The 15,477-nt window shown below is 56.6% G+C and carries 13 protein-coding genes and 1 pseudogene; 2 read left to right on the top strand and 12 right to left on the bottom strand.

The genetic code is table 11. The features are described from left to right. Positions 1-13 precede the first annotated feature (13 nt). From B5F38_RS09665 to rbr, 7 genes are all read right to left on the bottom strand, one after another. Complete coding sequence (locus B5F38_RS09665; protein WP_241147847.1) at positions 14-2,824, bottom strand: putative LPS assembly protein LptD; 2,811 nt, start codon at positions 2,822-2,824, stop codon at positions 14-16. Between the two features lie 115 nt (positions 2,825-2,939). After that, positions 2,940-3,476 (bottom strand): HD domain-containing protein, encoded by a 537-nt coding sequence (locus B5F38_RS09660; protein WP_087409076.1) that lies wholly within the window; start codon positions 3,474-3,476, stop codon positions 2,940-2,942. A 75-nt stretch (positions 3,477-3,551) separates the two neighbouring features. Beyond that, positions 3,552-4,631, bottom strand: a complete 1,080-nt coding sequence (locus tag B5F38_RS09655; RefSeq protein WP_255376520.1) for a branched-chain amino acid aminotransferase — start codon at positions 4,629-4,631, stop codon at positions 3,552-3,554. A 129-nt stretch (positions 4,632-4,760) separates the two neighbouring features. Continuing rightward, positions 4,761-5,096 carry a T9SS type A sorting domain-containing protein gene (locus tag B5F38_RS09650; RefSeq protein ID WP_087409074.1) on the bottom strand — a complete coding sequence of 112 codons (336 nt, stop codon included), beginning with the start codon at positions 5,094-5,096 and terminating at the stop codon, positions 4,761-4,763. 82 nt (positions 5,097-5,178) lie between these two features. Continuing rightward, the gene (locus B5F38_RS09645; RefSeq protein WP_087409073.1) at positions 5,179-5,490 is read right to left on the bottom strand and encodes a DUF4491 family protein; all 312 of its coding nucleotides are present in this window, start codon (positions 5,488-5,490) and stop codon (positions 5,179-5,181) included. Between the two features lie 147 nt (positions 5,491-5,637). Beyond that, the gene (locus B5F38_RS09640) at positions 5,638-6,288 is read right to left on the bottom strand and encodes a flavin reductase (RefSeq protein ID WP_087409131.1); all 651 of its coding nucleotides are present in this window, start codon (positions 6,286-6,288) and stop codon (positions 5,638-5,640) included. Between the two features lie 81 nt (positions 6,289-6,369). Beyond that, positions 6,370-6,945 carry a rubrerythrin gene (rbr, locus tag B5F38_RS09635; protein ID WP_087409072.1) on the bottom strand — a complete coding sequence of 192 codons (576 nt, stop codon included), beginning with the start codon at positions 6,943-6,945 and terminating at the stop codon, positions 6,370-6,372. A 155-nt stretch (positions 6,946-7,100) separates the two neighbouring features. On the opposite strand from rbr, the pseudogene B5F38_RS09630 reads away from it, so the two are divergent. Both B5F38_RS09630 and B5F38_RS09625 read left to right on the top strand, forming a co-directional pair. Beyond that, a pseudogene (locus tag B5F38_RS09630) lies at positions 7,101-8,333 on the top strand (DUF3440 domain-containing protein). Between the two features lie 3 nt (positions 8,334-8,336). Further along, entirely contained in the window at positions 8,337-8,849 is a 513-nt protein-coding gene (locus B5F38_RS09625; protein WP_087409071.1) for a ParB/RepB/Spo0J family partition protein, read from the top strand. A 72-nt stretch (positions 8,850-8,921) separates the two neighbouring features. On the opposite strand, the gene B5F38_RS09620 is transcribed toward B5F38_RS09625, so the two are convergent. From B5F38_RS09620 to B5F38_RS14335, 5 genes are all read right to left on the bottom strand, one after another. Next, a complete protein-coding gene (locus B5F38_RS09620; protein ID WP_241147846.1) occupies positions 8,922-9,776 on the bottom strand; it encodes an MBL fold metallo-hydrolase in 855 nt (284 codons plus the stop codon). A 214-nt stretch (positions 9,777-9,990) separates the two neighbouring features. Next, positions 9,991-11,025, bottom strand: coding sequence for a UDP-glucose 4-epimerase GalE (gene galE, locus B5F38_RS09615; RefSeq protein ID WP_087409070.1), 1,035 nt, complete (start codon positions 11,023-11,025; stop codon positions 9,991-9,993). Between the two features lie 157 nt (positions 11,026-11,182). Beyond that, positions 11,183-12,715, bottom strand: a complete 1,533-nt coding sequence (locus B5F38_RS09610) for an MBOAT family protein (protein ID WP_087409129.1) — start codon at positions 12,713-12,715, stop codon at positions 11,183-11,185. Beyond that, positions 12,690-13,955 carry a GDSL-type esterase/lipase family protein gene (locus B5F38_RS09605; protein ID WP_158096869.1) on the bottom strand — a complete coding sequence of 422 codons (1,266 nt, stop codon included), beginning with the start codon at positions 13,953-13,955 and terminating at the stop codon, positions 12,690-12,692. Before B5F38_RS09605 ends, B5F38_RS09610 begins: the two co-directional genes overlap by 26 nt. Continuing rightward, positions 13,952-15,439: a hypothetical protein gene (locus B5F38_RS14335; protein ID WP_158096868.1), complete on the bottom strand. Its 1,488-nt coding sequence runs from the start codon at positions 15,437-15,439 to the stop codon at positions 13,952-13,954. The genes B5F38_RS09605 and B5F38_RS14335 overlap by 4 nt, the downstream gene beginning before the upstream one ends. Between the last annotated feature and the right edge of the window lie 38 nt (positions 15,440-15,477).

The raw sequence follows: 15,477 nt of genomic DNA, 5'->3' as shown, positions 1-15,477 counted from the left end.
ATGCCGCCCGCCGTTAATACCAGTCGAGGCGGTCGTAGGAGTTGCCCCGCTTGTCGTACTTGAGGTCTTGCAGCAGCGACGACTTGACGCTGATGTGGAAGTTGTACGACTTGTAGGGGCCCACGGGCACGAAGCTGGCACTCATCGACCAGCAGTGCAGGTCGCGGGTGATGTTACAGTTCATGTAGGCAATCTTCTTGGCCTCGAAGTCGTAGCTGGCCGAGAAGTTGAACGACCAGTTTTTCGTGAGGTTGATGTTGCCCGAGAGGCTGAGGTTCTGGGTGAACTTGCCGTTGTACTCCATCTTCTTTTTGTTGAAGGTGCCGTAGCCGTAGTTGACCGAGTAGTTGATCGAGAGGCTCCACGGCACTTCCCAGATGGCATATCCGTCGGGGCCGAACTGCACATCGTCGTCGCCCGACGAGCTCTCCTCCTCGTCGTTGCTCATGTTGGGGTCGGGTGGCATGTTGTTCTGTGGCAGGTTTTGCTGCGTCTTCTTGGTGTCGGAGCCCTTGTCCTTCTTCTTGAACGTATCGTTGTTGAAGGTGTAGGAGAACGAGGTACCGGTGCTCGAGAGTCGTCCCAGTCCCTTGCCTACGGTCCAGCGGGGCTTGTTCACCCGCACGGGGTTGCCGTAGCTGTCGAGCTGGTAGGTATAGGTATCCCACGTGGCGCTCATCTGCAGGTTGAAGTTCTTGGTGAGCTTGATGAGAATCGAGGTATTCAGGTTGCTCCACTTCATCGAGTCGGCAGCCATGTTGTAGCTCATGTTGGCCGAGAGGTTCTCGATGAGCGATATTTTGCGCACGCCGGTCGAGTCGCGGTCCGACTTGACCTTCATCTCCAGATTGTTCGATACGGCAAACGAAACGGTTCCCTGCTTGCCCTGCGACACGGTGCCGTAGATGCCGTTCGAGAAGGGGGAGTATTTGGTGGTTACCGTTTCGCCCAGCGAGTTGACGTAGGAGTAGGAGTCCCAGAATCCGTAGCGGGGCGAACTGAAGTCGGGCGCTGCGCTGAACGATACCGAGGGGGTGAAGATGTGGCGGATGGCCTGCACCTTGTCGCCGAAGATTTTCCACGGGGTGTAGAAACCGTAGAGTTTGGTATCGGCGCTCAACGAACCGTAGTAGTTGTAGACGTTGTAGAAGCCGTAGACCGTGTCCTGCACGACGCGGGCCTGCTGGGTGTCCCACGACTGCATCACCTTGTTGGAGTACATGCGGTCGGTAAAGTTGAAGCTGGCGGTGAGGTTGAGGTATTTGAATACGTTGAACGTGGCCGAGATAGGTATGTTGTGATACATGCCGTTGCGCCAGTCCTTGATGAGGTTCGATTTGAGTATCTGGTCCTGCTTGGTGAGAATCGAGTTCTGGAACCGGCCGCTGTACGACATCTGTATCTTTTCGTACCAGCGCTCGTTGCCTACCACGGTTTTACGCTTGAAGGGGTAGATCTGGCCCATCGAGATGGTGAGGTTGGGGAACGAGACATTCAGCGTAGAGTCCTGTGTACGCTGGGTGACGTTGGCCGTAGCCGAGAAACTCCACACCGAGTTGGGGATGCGGTAGGTCATGTTTACCGTCGAACTCTTGGTGTTCTCGGTGAAGCTGTTGGCGTTGTAGTAGCTGTTCAGGTCGTTGCGGGTGTAGCCGCTGGTGGTGTAGTTCACACTGGCCGAGAGCGACATGTTGGGGTTGTTCTTGGTGTCCTGGGTGTGGGTCCAGGCCACTTTGAAGTTCTTCATCTTGGTGTAGTCGGGCAATCCCTTGTCGCCCGTGATGGTGGTGATGAAGCTCAGGTCTACGTTACCCGAGTATTTGTATCGCTTGATATAGGCCGACTTGGCATTGACACCCCACGAGCCTTTGGTGTAGATTTCGCCCGTGAGAGCCAGGTCGACGTAGTCGTTGATGGCAAAGTAGTAACCGCCGTCGCGCAGGTAGTAACCGCGCGCCAGCTCGTCGCCGAAGGTGGGCATGATGATACCCGACGAATACTTCTCGGTGAAGGGGAAGAAGCCGAAGGGGATAGCCAGCGGCAGGGGCACGTCGGCCAGCACCATGTAGGCGGGGCCGGTGACGATGTTCTTTTTGGGGCGCACCTTGGCCTGGGTCAGTTGCAGGTAGAAGTGGGGGTGTTCGTGGTTGTCGCAGGTGGTGTATTTACCGTCCTTCATGTAGAACTCGTCGTTCTCCATTTTCTTGGTCTTGCCGCCGGTGAGGTAGCCTTCGCCCTGCTGGGTGACGATGTTGGTGATGTATCCCTTCTTGGTCTTGAAGTTGTAGTGCATGGTCTCCGACTCGTATTCGCCGCTCTTGTCCTTGAACACGGGTCGACCCACGATGTCGCCTACCGAGTCGGGGCGGCCTACGGCATAGACCAGGCTGCTGTCCATGTTCATCTCTATCTGGTCGGCGTTCAACTCCATGCCGTCGAACTGTACCACGCCTTGGCCATACATGTACACCTCGTTGCCGTGGGTGAATACAATCGAGTCGTTGGCCTTGTAGTCGACGACCGAGGTAAGTCCGGCTTTCTTCTTTTTGGGAGCTACCGAATCGGTAGCCAGCGAATCGGCCGCCAATGAGTCGGTGAGCAGCGAGTCGACCCCGAGCGAGTCGATGCCGAGGCTGTCGGGCAGTGCCGGTAAGGTGAGTCGGGCTGCCCCGGTGCTGTCGCCGCCGGGTGTAGTGTCGGATGCAGCCGGTTGATTATAAGAGGGATGCCTGTCTTGCGCTATGAGCGACACAAACAGGGAAGAGAATAGCAGCGATAGAAGTATGGCGTATTTCTTGCTCACTTTCGGCATCGGGGTGTCCATCTGTAATCAACGTGCAAAAATACACATTTTCTACGACTTATCGGCTTTTGGACTTTATTTAATATATTTTATTCTCTGTTGGGTAGAGTGGCCGGCGGGCTTGAACGACAGTCGGTCAGAGGAACAGGGCGGCCATCTCTTCGAACCGACGCAGCGAATCTTCGCCATACCGGGCTACGCTTTTGCGTACCTTGTCGAGTGGTTTTTCGCGATCGGGATTCGACTTGGAGTAGAACTTGTCGGCAAAGCAGACGAGCTTCTCCTCGAGGCTCACGGGGCACATGTCGCGGTGGGGCAGCGGCAGGTTCTGGGCGATGATGTCGGCCACGGTGAGGCCCGTGCCGGTGTGGCGCTCGCACACGAGGGCGTGGCGGGGATAGCCGTCGGCCCGCATGAGTTCGGCCCCCAGCACGCCGTGGCAGATGTAGGGCTGGTCGCCCGTGCAGTAGATGGAGGGGGCGTTGGTGAGGAATACCCCGATGTCGTGAATCATGGCGGCCTCGTAGACGAAGTCGAGGTCTATCTCGAGCTCGGGATGAGCCTGGGCCAGCTGCAGGGCCTTGTCGGCCACCAGGCGGCTGTGCGACCACACGCTGTTGTATAGCGGGGTGCCGGGTTGGTAGTATTTGTTGAAAACGGCTTGAACGTCCATGGTGATGTGTGGTTATAAAAGCAGCAGCCCGAAGCGGATGCCTTCGAGCTGCCTGAATATGAAGCGGGTTTGTAATTACTCGACGATGGTTACCCAGTTGTGGGTATCGGGCTCGTCGCCATATTGGATGGCACGCAGCTTGTGATAGAGCTTCTCGCAGATGGGGCCGGGTTTGCCGTCTTTGGAAAACACATACGACTTGTTCTCGTCGAGGTCGTCGATGCGGGCGATGGGGCTGATGACAGCAGCCGTACCGCAAGCACCGGCTTCGTCGAACGTGGCGAGTTCTTCCTCGGGTACCTGACGTACTTCGACCGTCATGCCCAGGTCTTCGGCCAGTTGCATGAGGCTCTTGTTGGTTATCGAGGGGAGAATCGAGCTCGATTTCGGCGTGATGTAGCTGTTGCCCCGGATGCCGAAGAAGTTGGCCGGACCGCATTCGTCGATATATTTCTTCTCTTTGGCGTCGAGGTAGAGCACGGCCGAGTAGCCCATGGCGTGAGCCTTTTCGCCCGATACCAGGCTGGCTGCATAGTTACCGCCCACTTTGTAGCGGCCGGTACCGAGCGGTGCGGCACGGTCGTATTGACGCAAGATGACCATCGGGGTGGGTTTGAATCCCTCTTTGAAGTAGGGACCTACCGGCGAAACGAAAACGATGAAGAGGTACTCTTTGGCCGGTTTCACACCTACCTGGGCCGATGTACCGATGAGCAGCGGGCGGATGTAGAGCGAAGCGCCGCTTTCGTAGGGAGGCACGAAGCGCTCGTTTTTCTTGACAACCGTCAGGATAGCCTCGTTAAATTTTTCGGTGGGCAACTCGGGCATCATGATGCCGCGGCACGAGCTTTGCAGGCGGGCGGCATTCTCGTCCATGCGGAAGATGCGGATTTTGCCGTCTTTCCCCCGGAAGGCCTTCATACCCTCGAAAGCCTCTTGTCCATAGTGCAGACAGGTGGCTGCCATGTGTATTTCGAATGTTTGAGAGCTGGTAACCGTGATGTCGCCCCATTTTCCGTCCTTGTAGGTGCATCGTACGTTGTAGTCAGTGGGCATATAGCCGAATGACAGGTTTGACCAATCGATACTTTCCATAGTTTCGTTGTTTTTGTGTTTGACTTTATAGGGACAAAGATAACGATAAAAGCCGAAAATTAAAATTTGAAACCGATTAGTTTGGTCTGACTTTTCAGCTATTTTTCAACGAAACTCAGACTCTTCATGCCGGGCGTGGAGCTGGTTGGTGTTTACAGGGGGGCAGGGGCTGCGCAGTCGGGGGGACAATTACAAGGCCACTTTCTGGGTCTTGCCTTCGATCTTGACCAGATAGATGCCGCGGGTACCGATTTTCAGCTCCGATATGCCGGGGTTGATGGTGCGCTCGGTAACAATCTGTCCCAGAATGGTATATACCGTTACTTTCACCCGGCGAGGTGTGCGTATGTAGATATTCCCCTCTTTGCTCGAGACTTCGATTTCGGGGGCTCGGCTGGAGCCGTCGGTGCGGTCGTCGTCGCTGAGGGCCCATGCCGATTGGCTCGTCCAATCTTGAGCGAATGCCTGTGGAGCGGCCGAGCAACCGAGTGCCAATGCAATGAGAATAGCGTATAGATGTTTCATGACGACGACAATATCTTTTGCAAAGATAACCTTTTTTTGCGGAATGGTGCAGGATAAGTCGTTAAATGTGGCCCCTTTGTCCCTAAAATTTGTAGGTACGCTTGGGATTTTTGGGGAACCACCCCTTTTGCACCCGCTTCTCCTGGTCGAAGAGCTCTTTGATGGTCCAGAACGACGAGAAGGCAAACACCCCCGACAGCGACGAGAACATGACGTTTTCGAGGTACAGCGAGGCGGCGATACCGGCCAGTCCCAGCAGCAGGAATATCCACCAGCAGCGGGTGCCCCAGTGGTACTCGGCTTTGACTACAATCGGGTGAAACAGCCCGATGATGAGAAAGGTGCAGACTCCGATAACGAGTCCTTGCAGGTGGTTGTCGATGATGAAGTCCATAACGAAACGGTAAAAAAGGTTGTCTACGGTTTTTGTAGCCTCGCAAGCTGTGCCGGTCGTGCCGGGGTATTTGTTTGCGGGGTGTGCAAAAATAAAAATTCCCGTTGAAAGTAAAACTCTCGAACGGGAACTTAGTTCGCTTAAAATCTATAATTCTTTGAAACAGCTCCGGGGTGCCTGGCATACCGGGCATTTGTAGTCGTCGGGCAATTCTCCTTCGTGTATGTATCCGCACACTTCGCACACATACCGTTTGGTCGAGGTTGTGGTTTGGGGTGCTTCGGTAGCGGGGGCTTTCTCCTCCTCGACATAGGTAGGGGCGTTTTTGGGAGCCCGACCTTTAATCACCTGGTGATAGTAGGTATAGGTCATGGGGGTGCCGTCGTCGGGCAGGGTGTCGATTACGCGGGCAAAGAAGACGTCGTGTGTCTCGTTGTCGGCCACATGCAGCAGCTCGCATACGATGTGGCCCGAGAATTTACCCTTGAGGATGGGCACGTCGTGTTGCCACGTGTAGTCGCGTCCGTCGTATTTGTTGCGGTCGCGTCCGCTCTGGAACCCGAAGGTGGTGATGAGGCTCGTGTCGCTCTCTTCGGCCAGGATGGCCAGGCTGAACCGGCGGTGGCTTATGATGGCATCGTGGGTATAGTTGTTTTTGTTCATCGAGATGGCCACGATGGGATTTTCGCTGGTCACCTGAAAGCAGGTGTTGATGATGCAGCCGGTGGGCCGACCCTTGTCGCTGGTCCCCACTACGTAGAGGCCGTAAGTTATTTTTTGCAGGGGTGTTATGTTCATAGGAGGTAGCGTGGTGGTAAACAGCATCGGCCTGCCCCGACAGAGCAGGCCGATGGTAGTTTACGGGGGATTGATACTGAATTAGTAGTTGTTCTTTTTGCGTTCGAAATAGGCGCGCGGGTGTGCACAGGCGGGGCAGGCTTCGGGAGCCGTTTTGCCGCGGTACACATATCCGCAGTTGCGGCATTGCCATTCGATCTCTTCGCTGTCGGAGAATACGGTGCCGTTCTCGACATTCTCGAGCAGTTTGCGGTAACGCTTCTCGTGCTCGGCCTCTACCTTGGCCACGTTGCGGAAGGTGAGGGCAACGGCGGGGAAGCCTTCCTGTTCGGCCACGTCGGCAAAGTGGGGATAGAGGTCTACCCACTCTTCGTTCTCACCCTCGGCGGCAGCCTTCAGGTTTTCGGCTGTGGTGCCGATGACACCGGCGGGGAACGATGCGGTAATCTCGACCATACCGCCTTCGAGGTATTTGAAGAATTTCTTGGCGTGCTCCTTCTCCTGTTCGGCCGTCTCCATGAAGATGGCACTAATCTGTTCAAAACCCTCTTTCTTGGCCACGCTGGCAAAGAAGGTGTAGCGAGTGCGGGCTTGAGATTCGCCGGCAAAAGATTTCAGCAGGTTCTGCTCGGTTTGGGTTCCTTTGATACTTTTCATGACGTTTCGTTTTTTGTTGATGTGTTTGTTATTTCTGGTGCAAATATAATTAGAATGATTCTAAAACTAAAATTATTATAGATAAAAATGGCCAGATTTAAGATAATTTCAGATTCGGGGGTAAAGATAGTCGCTTTGTGGAAAGAAAAAAATAGTTGGAGCAATTTAACAAATTCTTACTATCGTTCTCGGGCGGTAAGGATAGCGGTGTGCTGCTCAACTTGTGCCTCGACTATATCCGCCGCCGGCAGCCGGGGCGTCGACTGGGAGTGTTTCATATCGATTACGAGATGCAGTATCGCGAGACAATCGACTATGTAGACCGGGTATTGGCCTCCAATGCCGATGTATTGGATGTCTATCGGGTGTGTGTGCCTTGCAAGGTCTCTACCTGTACTTCGATGTTTCAGAACTACTGGCGGCCCTGGGAGCCGTCGAAACGGGAGTTGTGGGTACGCCCGTTACCCGCGGAGGCTTATACTCAGGACGATTTCGATTTCTTCGACGATACCCTGTGGGACTATGAGTTTCAAATCAGGTTTACCGAGTGGCTGCACAGGCGCAACCGGGCCGGTCGCACTTGTTGCCTGATAGGCATACGTTCCCAGGAGAGTCTGAACCGATGGCGCACCGTGCACAGCGACCGCAACTACAAAAAGTATAAAGGGCTCCAGTAGATTCGCGAGATGAAGCATGGCATTTTCAATGCCTACCCCATACACGACTGGCTCACGACCGATATTTGGGTGGCCAACGGACGTTTCGGCTGGGATTACAACCGCCTTTACGATCTCTACTATCGGGCGGGTGTACCTCTCGAGAAGCAGCGGGTGGCCAGCCCCTTCATTTCGCAGGCGCTCTCGAGCCTGCATCTCTACCGGGCTATCGACCCCGACATGTGGGGCAAGATGGTGAGCCGGGTCAACGGGGTCAATTTCGCCGGGCTGTACGGCCGGTCGTCGATGATGGGCTGGTATTCCATCAAGCTGCCGCCCGGCATGACGTGGGAGGGGTATCTCGACTTCCTGCTGAAGACGTTGCCCGAGCCGACTCGCCGCAACTACCAGCGAAAACTGGCGGTGAGTGTCAACTTCTGGCGGGAGAAAGGGGGGTGTCTCTCCGATGAGACCATCAAGAAGTTGGAGGCGCTGGGTATCCCTATTGTCGTGGGCGACCACTCCAACTACAAGACCAACAAGTGGCCGGTGCGGATGGAGTATCTCGACGACATAGACCTGCCCGAGTTCAAAGAGCTGCCGACCTTCAAGCGCATGTGCATCTGCATACTCAAGAACGATCATACCTGCAAGTACATGGGTTTCTCGCTCAACAAGGTCGAGAAGAAGCTGAAAGATCAAGTGATGGAAAAATATAAAGCGTTGAAGTAGAAAATGAAAGAGTATAAAAGTCCGGTGTATCAGGTCCGGGCGGTACCTGTAGAAAAGGTGGTGGCCAATACCTATAATCCCAATGTGGTGGCTCCGCCCGAGATGAAACTGCTCGAGCTCTCGATTTGGGAAGATGGCTATACGATGCCCTGTGTCTGCTACTATTTGCCCGAGACCGACCAGTACGAACTGGTGGACGGGTTTCACCGCTACAAGGTGATGCTCACCTCGCCGCGCATCTACGAGCGGGAGAAGGGGATGCTGCCGGTGGTGGTCATCGACAAGGATATTTCGAACCGCATGGCCTCGACCATACGCCACAACCGGGCACGGGGTACGCATTGTGTCGAACTCATGTGCAAGATTGTCTCCGAACTGACCAAGGCGGGCATGTCGGATAGCTGGATTATGAAGAATATCGGGATGGACAAGGACGAGCTGCTGCGCTATAAACAGATTTCGGGTCTGGCCGAGCTCTTTGCCGACAAGGAGTTCAGCCTTACGAAAGAGATATAGAGCAGAGCGCAACATACAACAAAGGGAGCTCCGTCTGGGGCTCCCTTCGTTGTATGTAAACCGGTTGAGGTGTCATTTCGCATGACCTGCCGGCTGGTGCATGCCGGCCAACAGCAGGTGGTTCTGGCGGGCATAGTCGAGGTAATAGCGGCGTTGCTTGATGGCCGATTGCGGGTCCATGTCGTAGGCGGCGCAAATCTCGGGGTGGGCCAACTGCAGGGCGGCGCCATGCACAAGGTCGCCCACGATGAGGAACTTGCCGGCCCGGTAGGCGGTGTGTCCCGGGGTGTGCCCCACGCAGTCGAGGGCTACCACGCCGCAGGGCAGCGTGTCGCCGTAGGCCACGAGGTGAAGCCGGTCTTTATAGGCCTCCATCGTAGCGGCTACTTGAGTCTTTTTGTCGTCGGGCATCTGCATCCAGGCGTCGTACTCCTGTTGGGCGGCATAGACTTCGGCCTTGGGGAAGACGACCGTATCGCCCTTCATCATGCCGCCGATGTGGTCGCCGTGGAAGTGGGTCAGGTAGAGGTAGTCGATGTCGGCGGGAGTGACTCCGGCGGCCGACAGATTGGTGAGCAGACGGCTGTCGGGTGCTCCCATACCGGTGTCGAACAAGATGCGTTTACCGTCGATCTCCAGCAGGAAGGCGCTCACCGAGGCGGGCACTCCCTGGCCGATGTTCAGGCTGTCGATGAGCGTTTGCGGCAGTTCGCCGAAGAGGCGCAACTGCATCAGCCGCTCCTGGGCATTGTCTCTGATTTGGGTTAGTTTCACTCCGTCACACTCGGTGGTGACGCTGTCGGTACAGGCAAATACGGCCTCCGTTTCGTCGGTAGCCGATGCCTGCTTTTGCGACGAGCTGCAACCGGCTCCGCACAGCGAAGCCACCAGCATGCTCGAAAGCAGGAATACACTTTTTCTCATCATCGTATGATTGGTTTTGTGGGTTGTCGATGAGGTAAAAATAAAACATTCCGTGCGGTTTGTCAAGCGAAATTTCTCTCGTTTTTTGTCGAGGGCAAGAGCCGTGACACAACGGAGCGGTTGGTCAGGGGGGCGTGCCTGTCGCTACGAAACAAAAGCAAAGCGAGACCGGCCGGAGCCCGTCTCGCTTTGTATGGGATTGTTGCAAGGAGGTCGATTACATGATGCCTCTTTCGCGCAGTTTCAGTTGCCATTTCCACGCCGAAGCCAGCGTATCTTCGATGCTCTCTTGAGCCGTCCAGCCCAGCACCTTGTTGGCCTTTTCGGGGTTGGCCCACACCTGCTCGATGTCGCCTTCGCGGCGGCCTACGATCTTGTGGGGAACTTTCACACCCGTAGCCTTTTCGAAGGCAGCGATGAGTTCGAGCACCGATACGCCGCGGCCCGTGCCCAGGTTGAAGATTTCGATAGCCTCGGGCGATTTCTTTTCGAGCATGCGGTTCATGGCGATGACGTGAGCCTTGGCCAGGTCGACTACGTTGATGTAGTCGCGGATACACGAACCGTCGGGCGTGTTGTAGTCGTCGCCGAATACACTCAACTCCTTGCGGATACCCATAGCCGTCTGGGTGAGGTAGGGGATGAGGTTTTGAGGCACGCCGTTGGGCAGTTCGCCGATTTCGGCACTGGGGTGAGCACCGATGGGGTTGAAGTAGCGGAGGATAATCGATTTGAACGGAGCGTTGGCATGAATCGTATCCTTGATAATCTCTTCGCTTATCTGTTTGGTATTGCCATAGGGCGACAGAGCCGGTTTGATAGGAGCCGTTTCGTCGACCGGCAGCACGTCGGGCTGACCGTAGACGGTGCACGACGACGAGAATACGATACCCTCTACACCATACTCGGGCATGAGTGTGAGCAGGTTGATGAGCGACAACAGGTTGTTGCGGTAGTAGAGCAGCGGTTTCTGTACCGATTCGCCCACGGCCTTGCTGGCGGCAAAGTGGATGATACCCTTGATACCCGGATTCTCCTCGAAGAGTTTACGCAACGCCGCGATGTCGGTACAGTCGGCCTGTACGAAGGTGGGGCGTACACCCGTGATGCGTTCGATACCGTCGAGAACCTCGATATTCGAGTTAGACAGATTGTCGATGATAACAACTTCGTAGCCTGCATTCTGCAGCTCTACGGTCGAGTGGGAGCCGATATAACCCGTCCCCCCGGTAACCAAAATTTTTCCCTTCATGACGATTGGTCTGTTATTAAGTTTCTTACTGAGCTACAAAGATAGTGAAAGGCGAGAGCAAAAAAAATTAAGTTTGCTTGAATTTTTTTTGCCAAGCCGCATCCTCTCTTCTGGAAAGAGAAGAAAACTTCTTTTTCAGTGAACGCGTATCATCTCCTTAGAACTGCGAATAGATGAAGGGCACCAGTTCGCTCGAACGCACCTGCAACACAAAGAAGAGCACCAGGGCCAGGATGGCGGCCTTGACCACCAGCGGCGACCACGAGAGCTCGCGTTGCAGCCATTGCGACCAGCGGTGCGGGGCAAAGTGCAGCAGGTATCCGGCCACGAGAGTAACGAAGATAACGGCATATCCCGAGACGAAGGCGGGGATGGCTTCGGGGCGGAAGTTGGTGAATATCTGGGTCAGTATCTGCCAGGCGATGTCGAGCGAAGGGGCGCGGAAGAATATCCACCCGGCGGCTACCACATGGAAGGTGAGCAGCACGTTGAGGAAGTGGCGGAAGTGCCCGGCCCGATAGTTCTTGGCCACGGGGAAGATACGCCGGTAGAGTTTGTGGATGATGAGCATCAGGCCGTGCCAGGCTCCCCAGATGACAAAGAGCCACGAGGCACCGTGCCACAGACCGCCCAGCACCATGGTGATGAAGAGGTTGAGATAGGTGCGCACCGTACCCCGCCGGTTGCCGCCCAGCGAGATGTAGAGGTAGTCGCGCAGCCAGCTCGACAGGGAGATGTGCCACCGCCGCCAGAACTCGGTGATGGAGCCCGACTTGTAGGGCGAGTCGAAGTTGATTTTGAACCGGTAGCCCATGAGCAGGGCGATGCCGATGGCCATATCGGAGTAGCCCGAGAAGTCGCAATAGATTTGCAGCGTGTAGCCGTAGACGCCCATCAGGTTCTCGAACCCGGTATAGAGCATGGGGTTGTCGAAGATGCGGTCAACGAAGTTGACGCTGATGTAGTCGGAGATGACTACCTTCTTAATCAATCCGCACATGACCAGGAAGAGCCCTTCGCCCAACAGCGCCGGGGTGATGTCGAGCGGCCGGTGTATCTGCGGCACGAAGTCTTTGGCCCGCACCACGGGGCCGGCGGCCAACGGCGGGAAGAACGAGAGGTAGAAGAGGTAGTCGCGGAAGCTGGTGACCGGAGCCATCTGCCGGCGATAGAGGTCGATGATGTAGCTCAGCGAACGGAATGTGAAGAACGAGATACCGATGGGCAGCACGATGTCGAGCGGTTCGAACGGCTGGTGCGTCAGGTCGGCAAAAGTCCCCAGCAGCAGATTGGTATACTTGAAGTAGCAGAGCATGCCCAGGTTCACCACCATGCTCGCCAACACGCAGAGCTGCCGCAGCCCCTTTCGCGAGAGCCGCCCCAACAGCCGCCCCAGCGAGTAGTCCGAGAGGGCCACCACGACCAGCAACAGGAAGCAGAGTCCGCTCGACTTGTAGTAGAAATAGAGCGAGAAGAGGATGACAAACCCGATGCGCAGGGCCTCGCGATGGGCCAGCAGACGGTATATCCACATGAACCCGATGAAGAGAAAGAGGAAGAGCCCGGTATTGAACATGAGGGGATTCTGCCCGTCGTAGACGAACAGCGAAGCCACCTTCGACCAATCGATACTCTCCGCAAAGGCGGCCACGTCGGCCACCCGATTATTGAGCCACTCCATTATCCACATAATCTTGATAAGCATTCATAAGTGTGCGATACAACATTTCGCCCTGTATGCGATAGCCGGTCTCGGTACAGTGCGTGCGGTCATAAGCCATGAGCCCCGCCTTGCGCCACGCCGTCGATGAGCCCTTGCCACCCGATACCTCGTACCAGTCCCAGCAGGCCAGATGGTGGTCGGCGGCATAAGCCTTCAGGGTCTCCCGCACCAGCGTGACCCGCGAGTTGGGCGAATAGTAGACCCGGCGGCGCTTCTTCACCCAGCGGGTACGCCGGCGGGCACACTCGGCCGGGGTCGTGAGCAGAATCAGGGCCTGCGGGCAACTCGCTTGTAGCGGAGCCACCACGGCATCGATCTGTTTATAGAGTTCGTCGCGGGTCAGCGAGGTAGAAAACGATTCGTTGGTGCCGAGCGAAATGACGATGAGCCGCGGTGCCAGGGCGGCCACCTGCTCGGCAAAGTGAGGTATGGCGGCGTAGCTGCTGTAAAAAGCACCGTTGTTGCCGATGGTATGGTAAAGGATACCGCTCTCGCCCGTCTCGAGACTCGCCCCGTAGATGGCCAGCCGTTCCTCGCCGGGAGCAATCTGTCCCGAGAAGTGGATGCTGCACACCGGGTCGTTCCACGAATAGCAGGTGAGGAAGGGGCTGCGAGCCTCGCCCGTGACCCGATAGGGTTCGGAGATGACTGCCGGGAACGAGTCGGTAGGCTCGTGGAAGAGGCGCACCCGTCGGAACCCCTCGCAATCGTCGGTCTTGCTGAGGGTCGAGACCGTAAGGTCTATGCGGTTGGTACGAGGCACGATGGCTATCCCCCCGATGCCCGGGGTATAGGCGCTGTATTTGCGACCCACACAGCGGGCGAAATTCCAGGCACCGTCGGCCACCACCGAGTAGTCGTGCGGCTCGTTGGTCTTGGCCAGTTTCAGTGGCACCACCAGCCCGCGTCCGGCATCGCCGAAACGCCGTTGCAGCGGCAACCGCACCGCCTCGGTGAGGTAACCCGCCTGGATGTGCGAGTCGCCTATGTGTACGATAGAGACCACGCGGGCCGTCGAGTCGGAGCCGTTTTGCAACGAATCCATCTCGGCAAAGAGCGGCGACCAGTCGGCCCCGTTGAAGTCGATGAGGTTCTTCTCCTTGTTCAGGAACGCCGGTACCGATACGGTGTCGCCCACCCATTGCGCGCGCAGCGGTGCGGCACACATCAGCAGCAGAAGAGATGCTATGAGGTGACGTATTTTCATAACCCGTTTCGGTTCAAGCTGTATTCCAGCGATTTGACAAACTCGCCCGCCAACCGTCGGCCCCCTTTGTGGTTGATGTGCGTATAATCCTTGTTGGCCTGTTTCTGGGCTACATAGTCGGCCATGCCGTTGAGGCCGCCCATGGCGGCAAAGGTATCCCAGAAGACTACGCCGGCATTTTTGGCCGCCAGCCGTTGCGCCCGCGAGAGAGCCAGTACGGCCGGCATGGTGGTAAACGACCCGTTGAGCTTGCGGCTGCGGTCGCCCACACCCATCAAGATGATGTCGGTATTCGGGTAGCAGGCCTTCAGGTGGTTGATGACCGCCACCATCTTGCGGGCATACGACTCGTAGTGAAGTATCTCGGGGGTCATTACATTCAAGCCATATTGCAGCACGATGGCATCGTAGGGGACGATAGCCTCCATCTGCGTGCAGCGAGCGGCCGGGATAGATACCAGCGACAGACCCGAATAGCCGCGCGTCGAGATGTTGTCGACGGCAATGCCCTGCGTATCGTCGAGCCATACGCCTATGGCTGTAAAGCCGGCAATGGCGCCGGTGCGCACGTCGAAGCGGTTGGTCTTGCCCTCCACCTCGAGCGCCTGGATGTCGGGCGAGCCGGTTACGGCATAGCTCTGCCAACTGCCATCGCCTGTCTTAAGGTCGACCGAACAGTCGTTGCGTGCCACGAAGAGGAACCGCGAGACGGTCCAACTGTCGGCCCGTTCGATGCGTGTGGTTCCCCGGTATTGTGCCCGGGCCCCCTCCAGCGGCACGAAATATTGTTGTTGCAGCGGCATCAGGCTCCAGTCGGCCTCCCGGGGCTTGAGCACGCTATGCACCTCCCAGCCGTTGCCCGACTGGACTACCGAGCGGCGGAAGCCCGGGAAGTCGGAGTGCATCGACACGTAGCCGACTCCGCATCCGCCATACTGCTTTTGCAACTGGCTGCGGACATCCTGCGTGAAGATGTCGGCCTCGATAAACGAGTCGCCCAGAAAGGCAATACGGACCGGGCGCCCCAAGGTAGCGCGTTGCTCCATGGCTGTGAGCAGATGCGACAGGCCGTTCCCGTCGGGCGAGAAGTCCTCGAACAGCACCACCTCGCCATCCTTGCGGGGCGGCGCGTCGACCATCGAGGTGTCGAGCCGGGCCGGTGCCGCCACGGCTGCCCGCGGGGGCGTGAGGCTGTCGCCCGGTGTCACTGATTTCTCCACCACCGAGTCGGCCGGCTGTTCCTGAGCCGCAAAGAGCGAGTCGCTCTCGGCATCGTGCCACACGGCATCGCCCGGCAACTCGAGCATGGACTCGTCTACCCGAATATCAGAAAAGAGATCGATAGGTTTTGTCGTGAAACCGCCCCATTCCATCACAGGCAGTTTTGTCAGGAGGAATAGAAAAACTACAGCTATCACCAACAGGGCCACCACATGCCCGCTTGTATGTTTGGGGGAGTTGCTCCCCGCTTTCTTTTTCTTCACTTTGGCTTTCAATGAGAGCACAAAGATAAACAAAGCAT

The sequence above is a fragment of the Barnesiella sp. An22 genome, assembly GCF_002159975.1.
Taxonomy (GTDB): domain Bacteria; phylum Bacteroidota; class Bacteroidia; order Bacteroidales; family Barnesiellaceae; genus Barnesiella; species Barnesiella merdigallinarum.
Note: the sequence above shows the minus strand (reverse complement) of the source record. Positions and strands in the feature narration are given on the sequence as shown.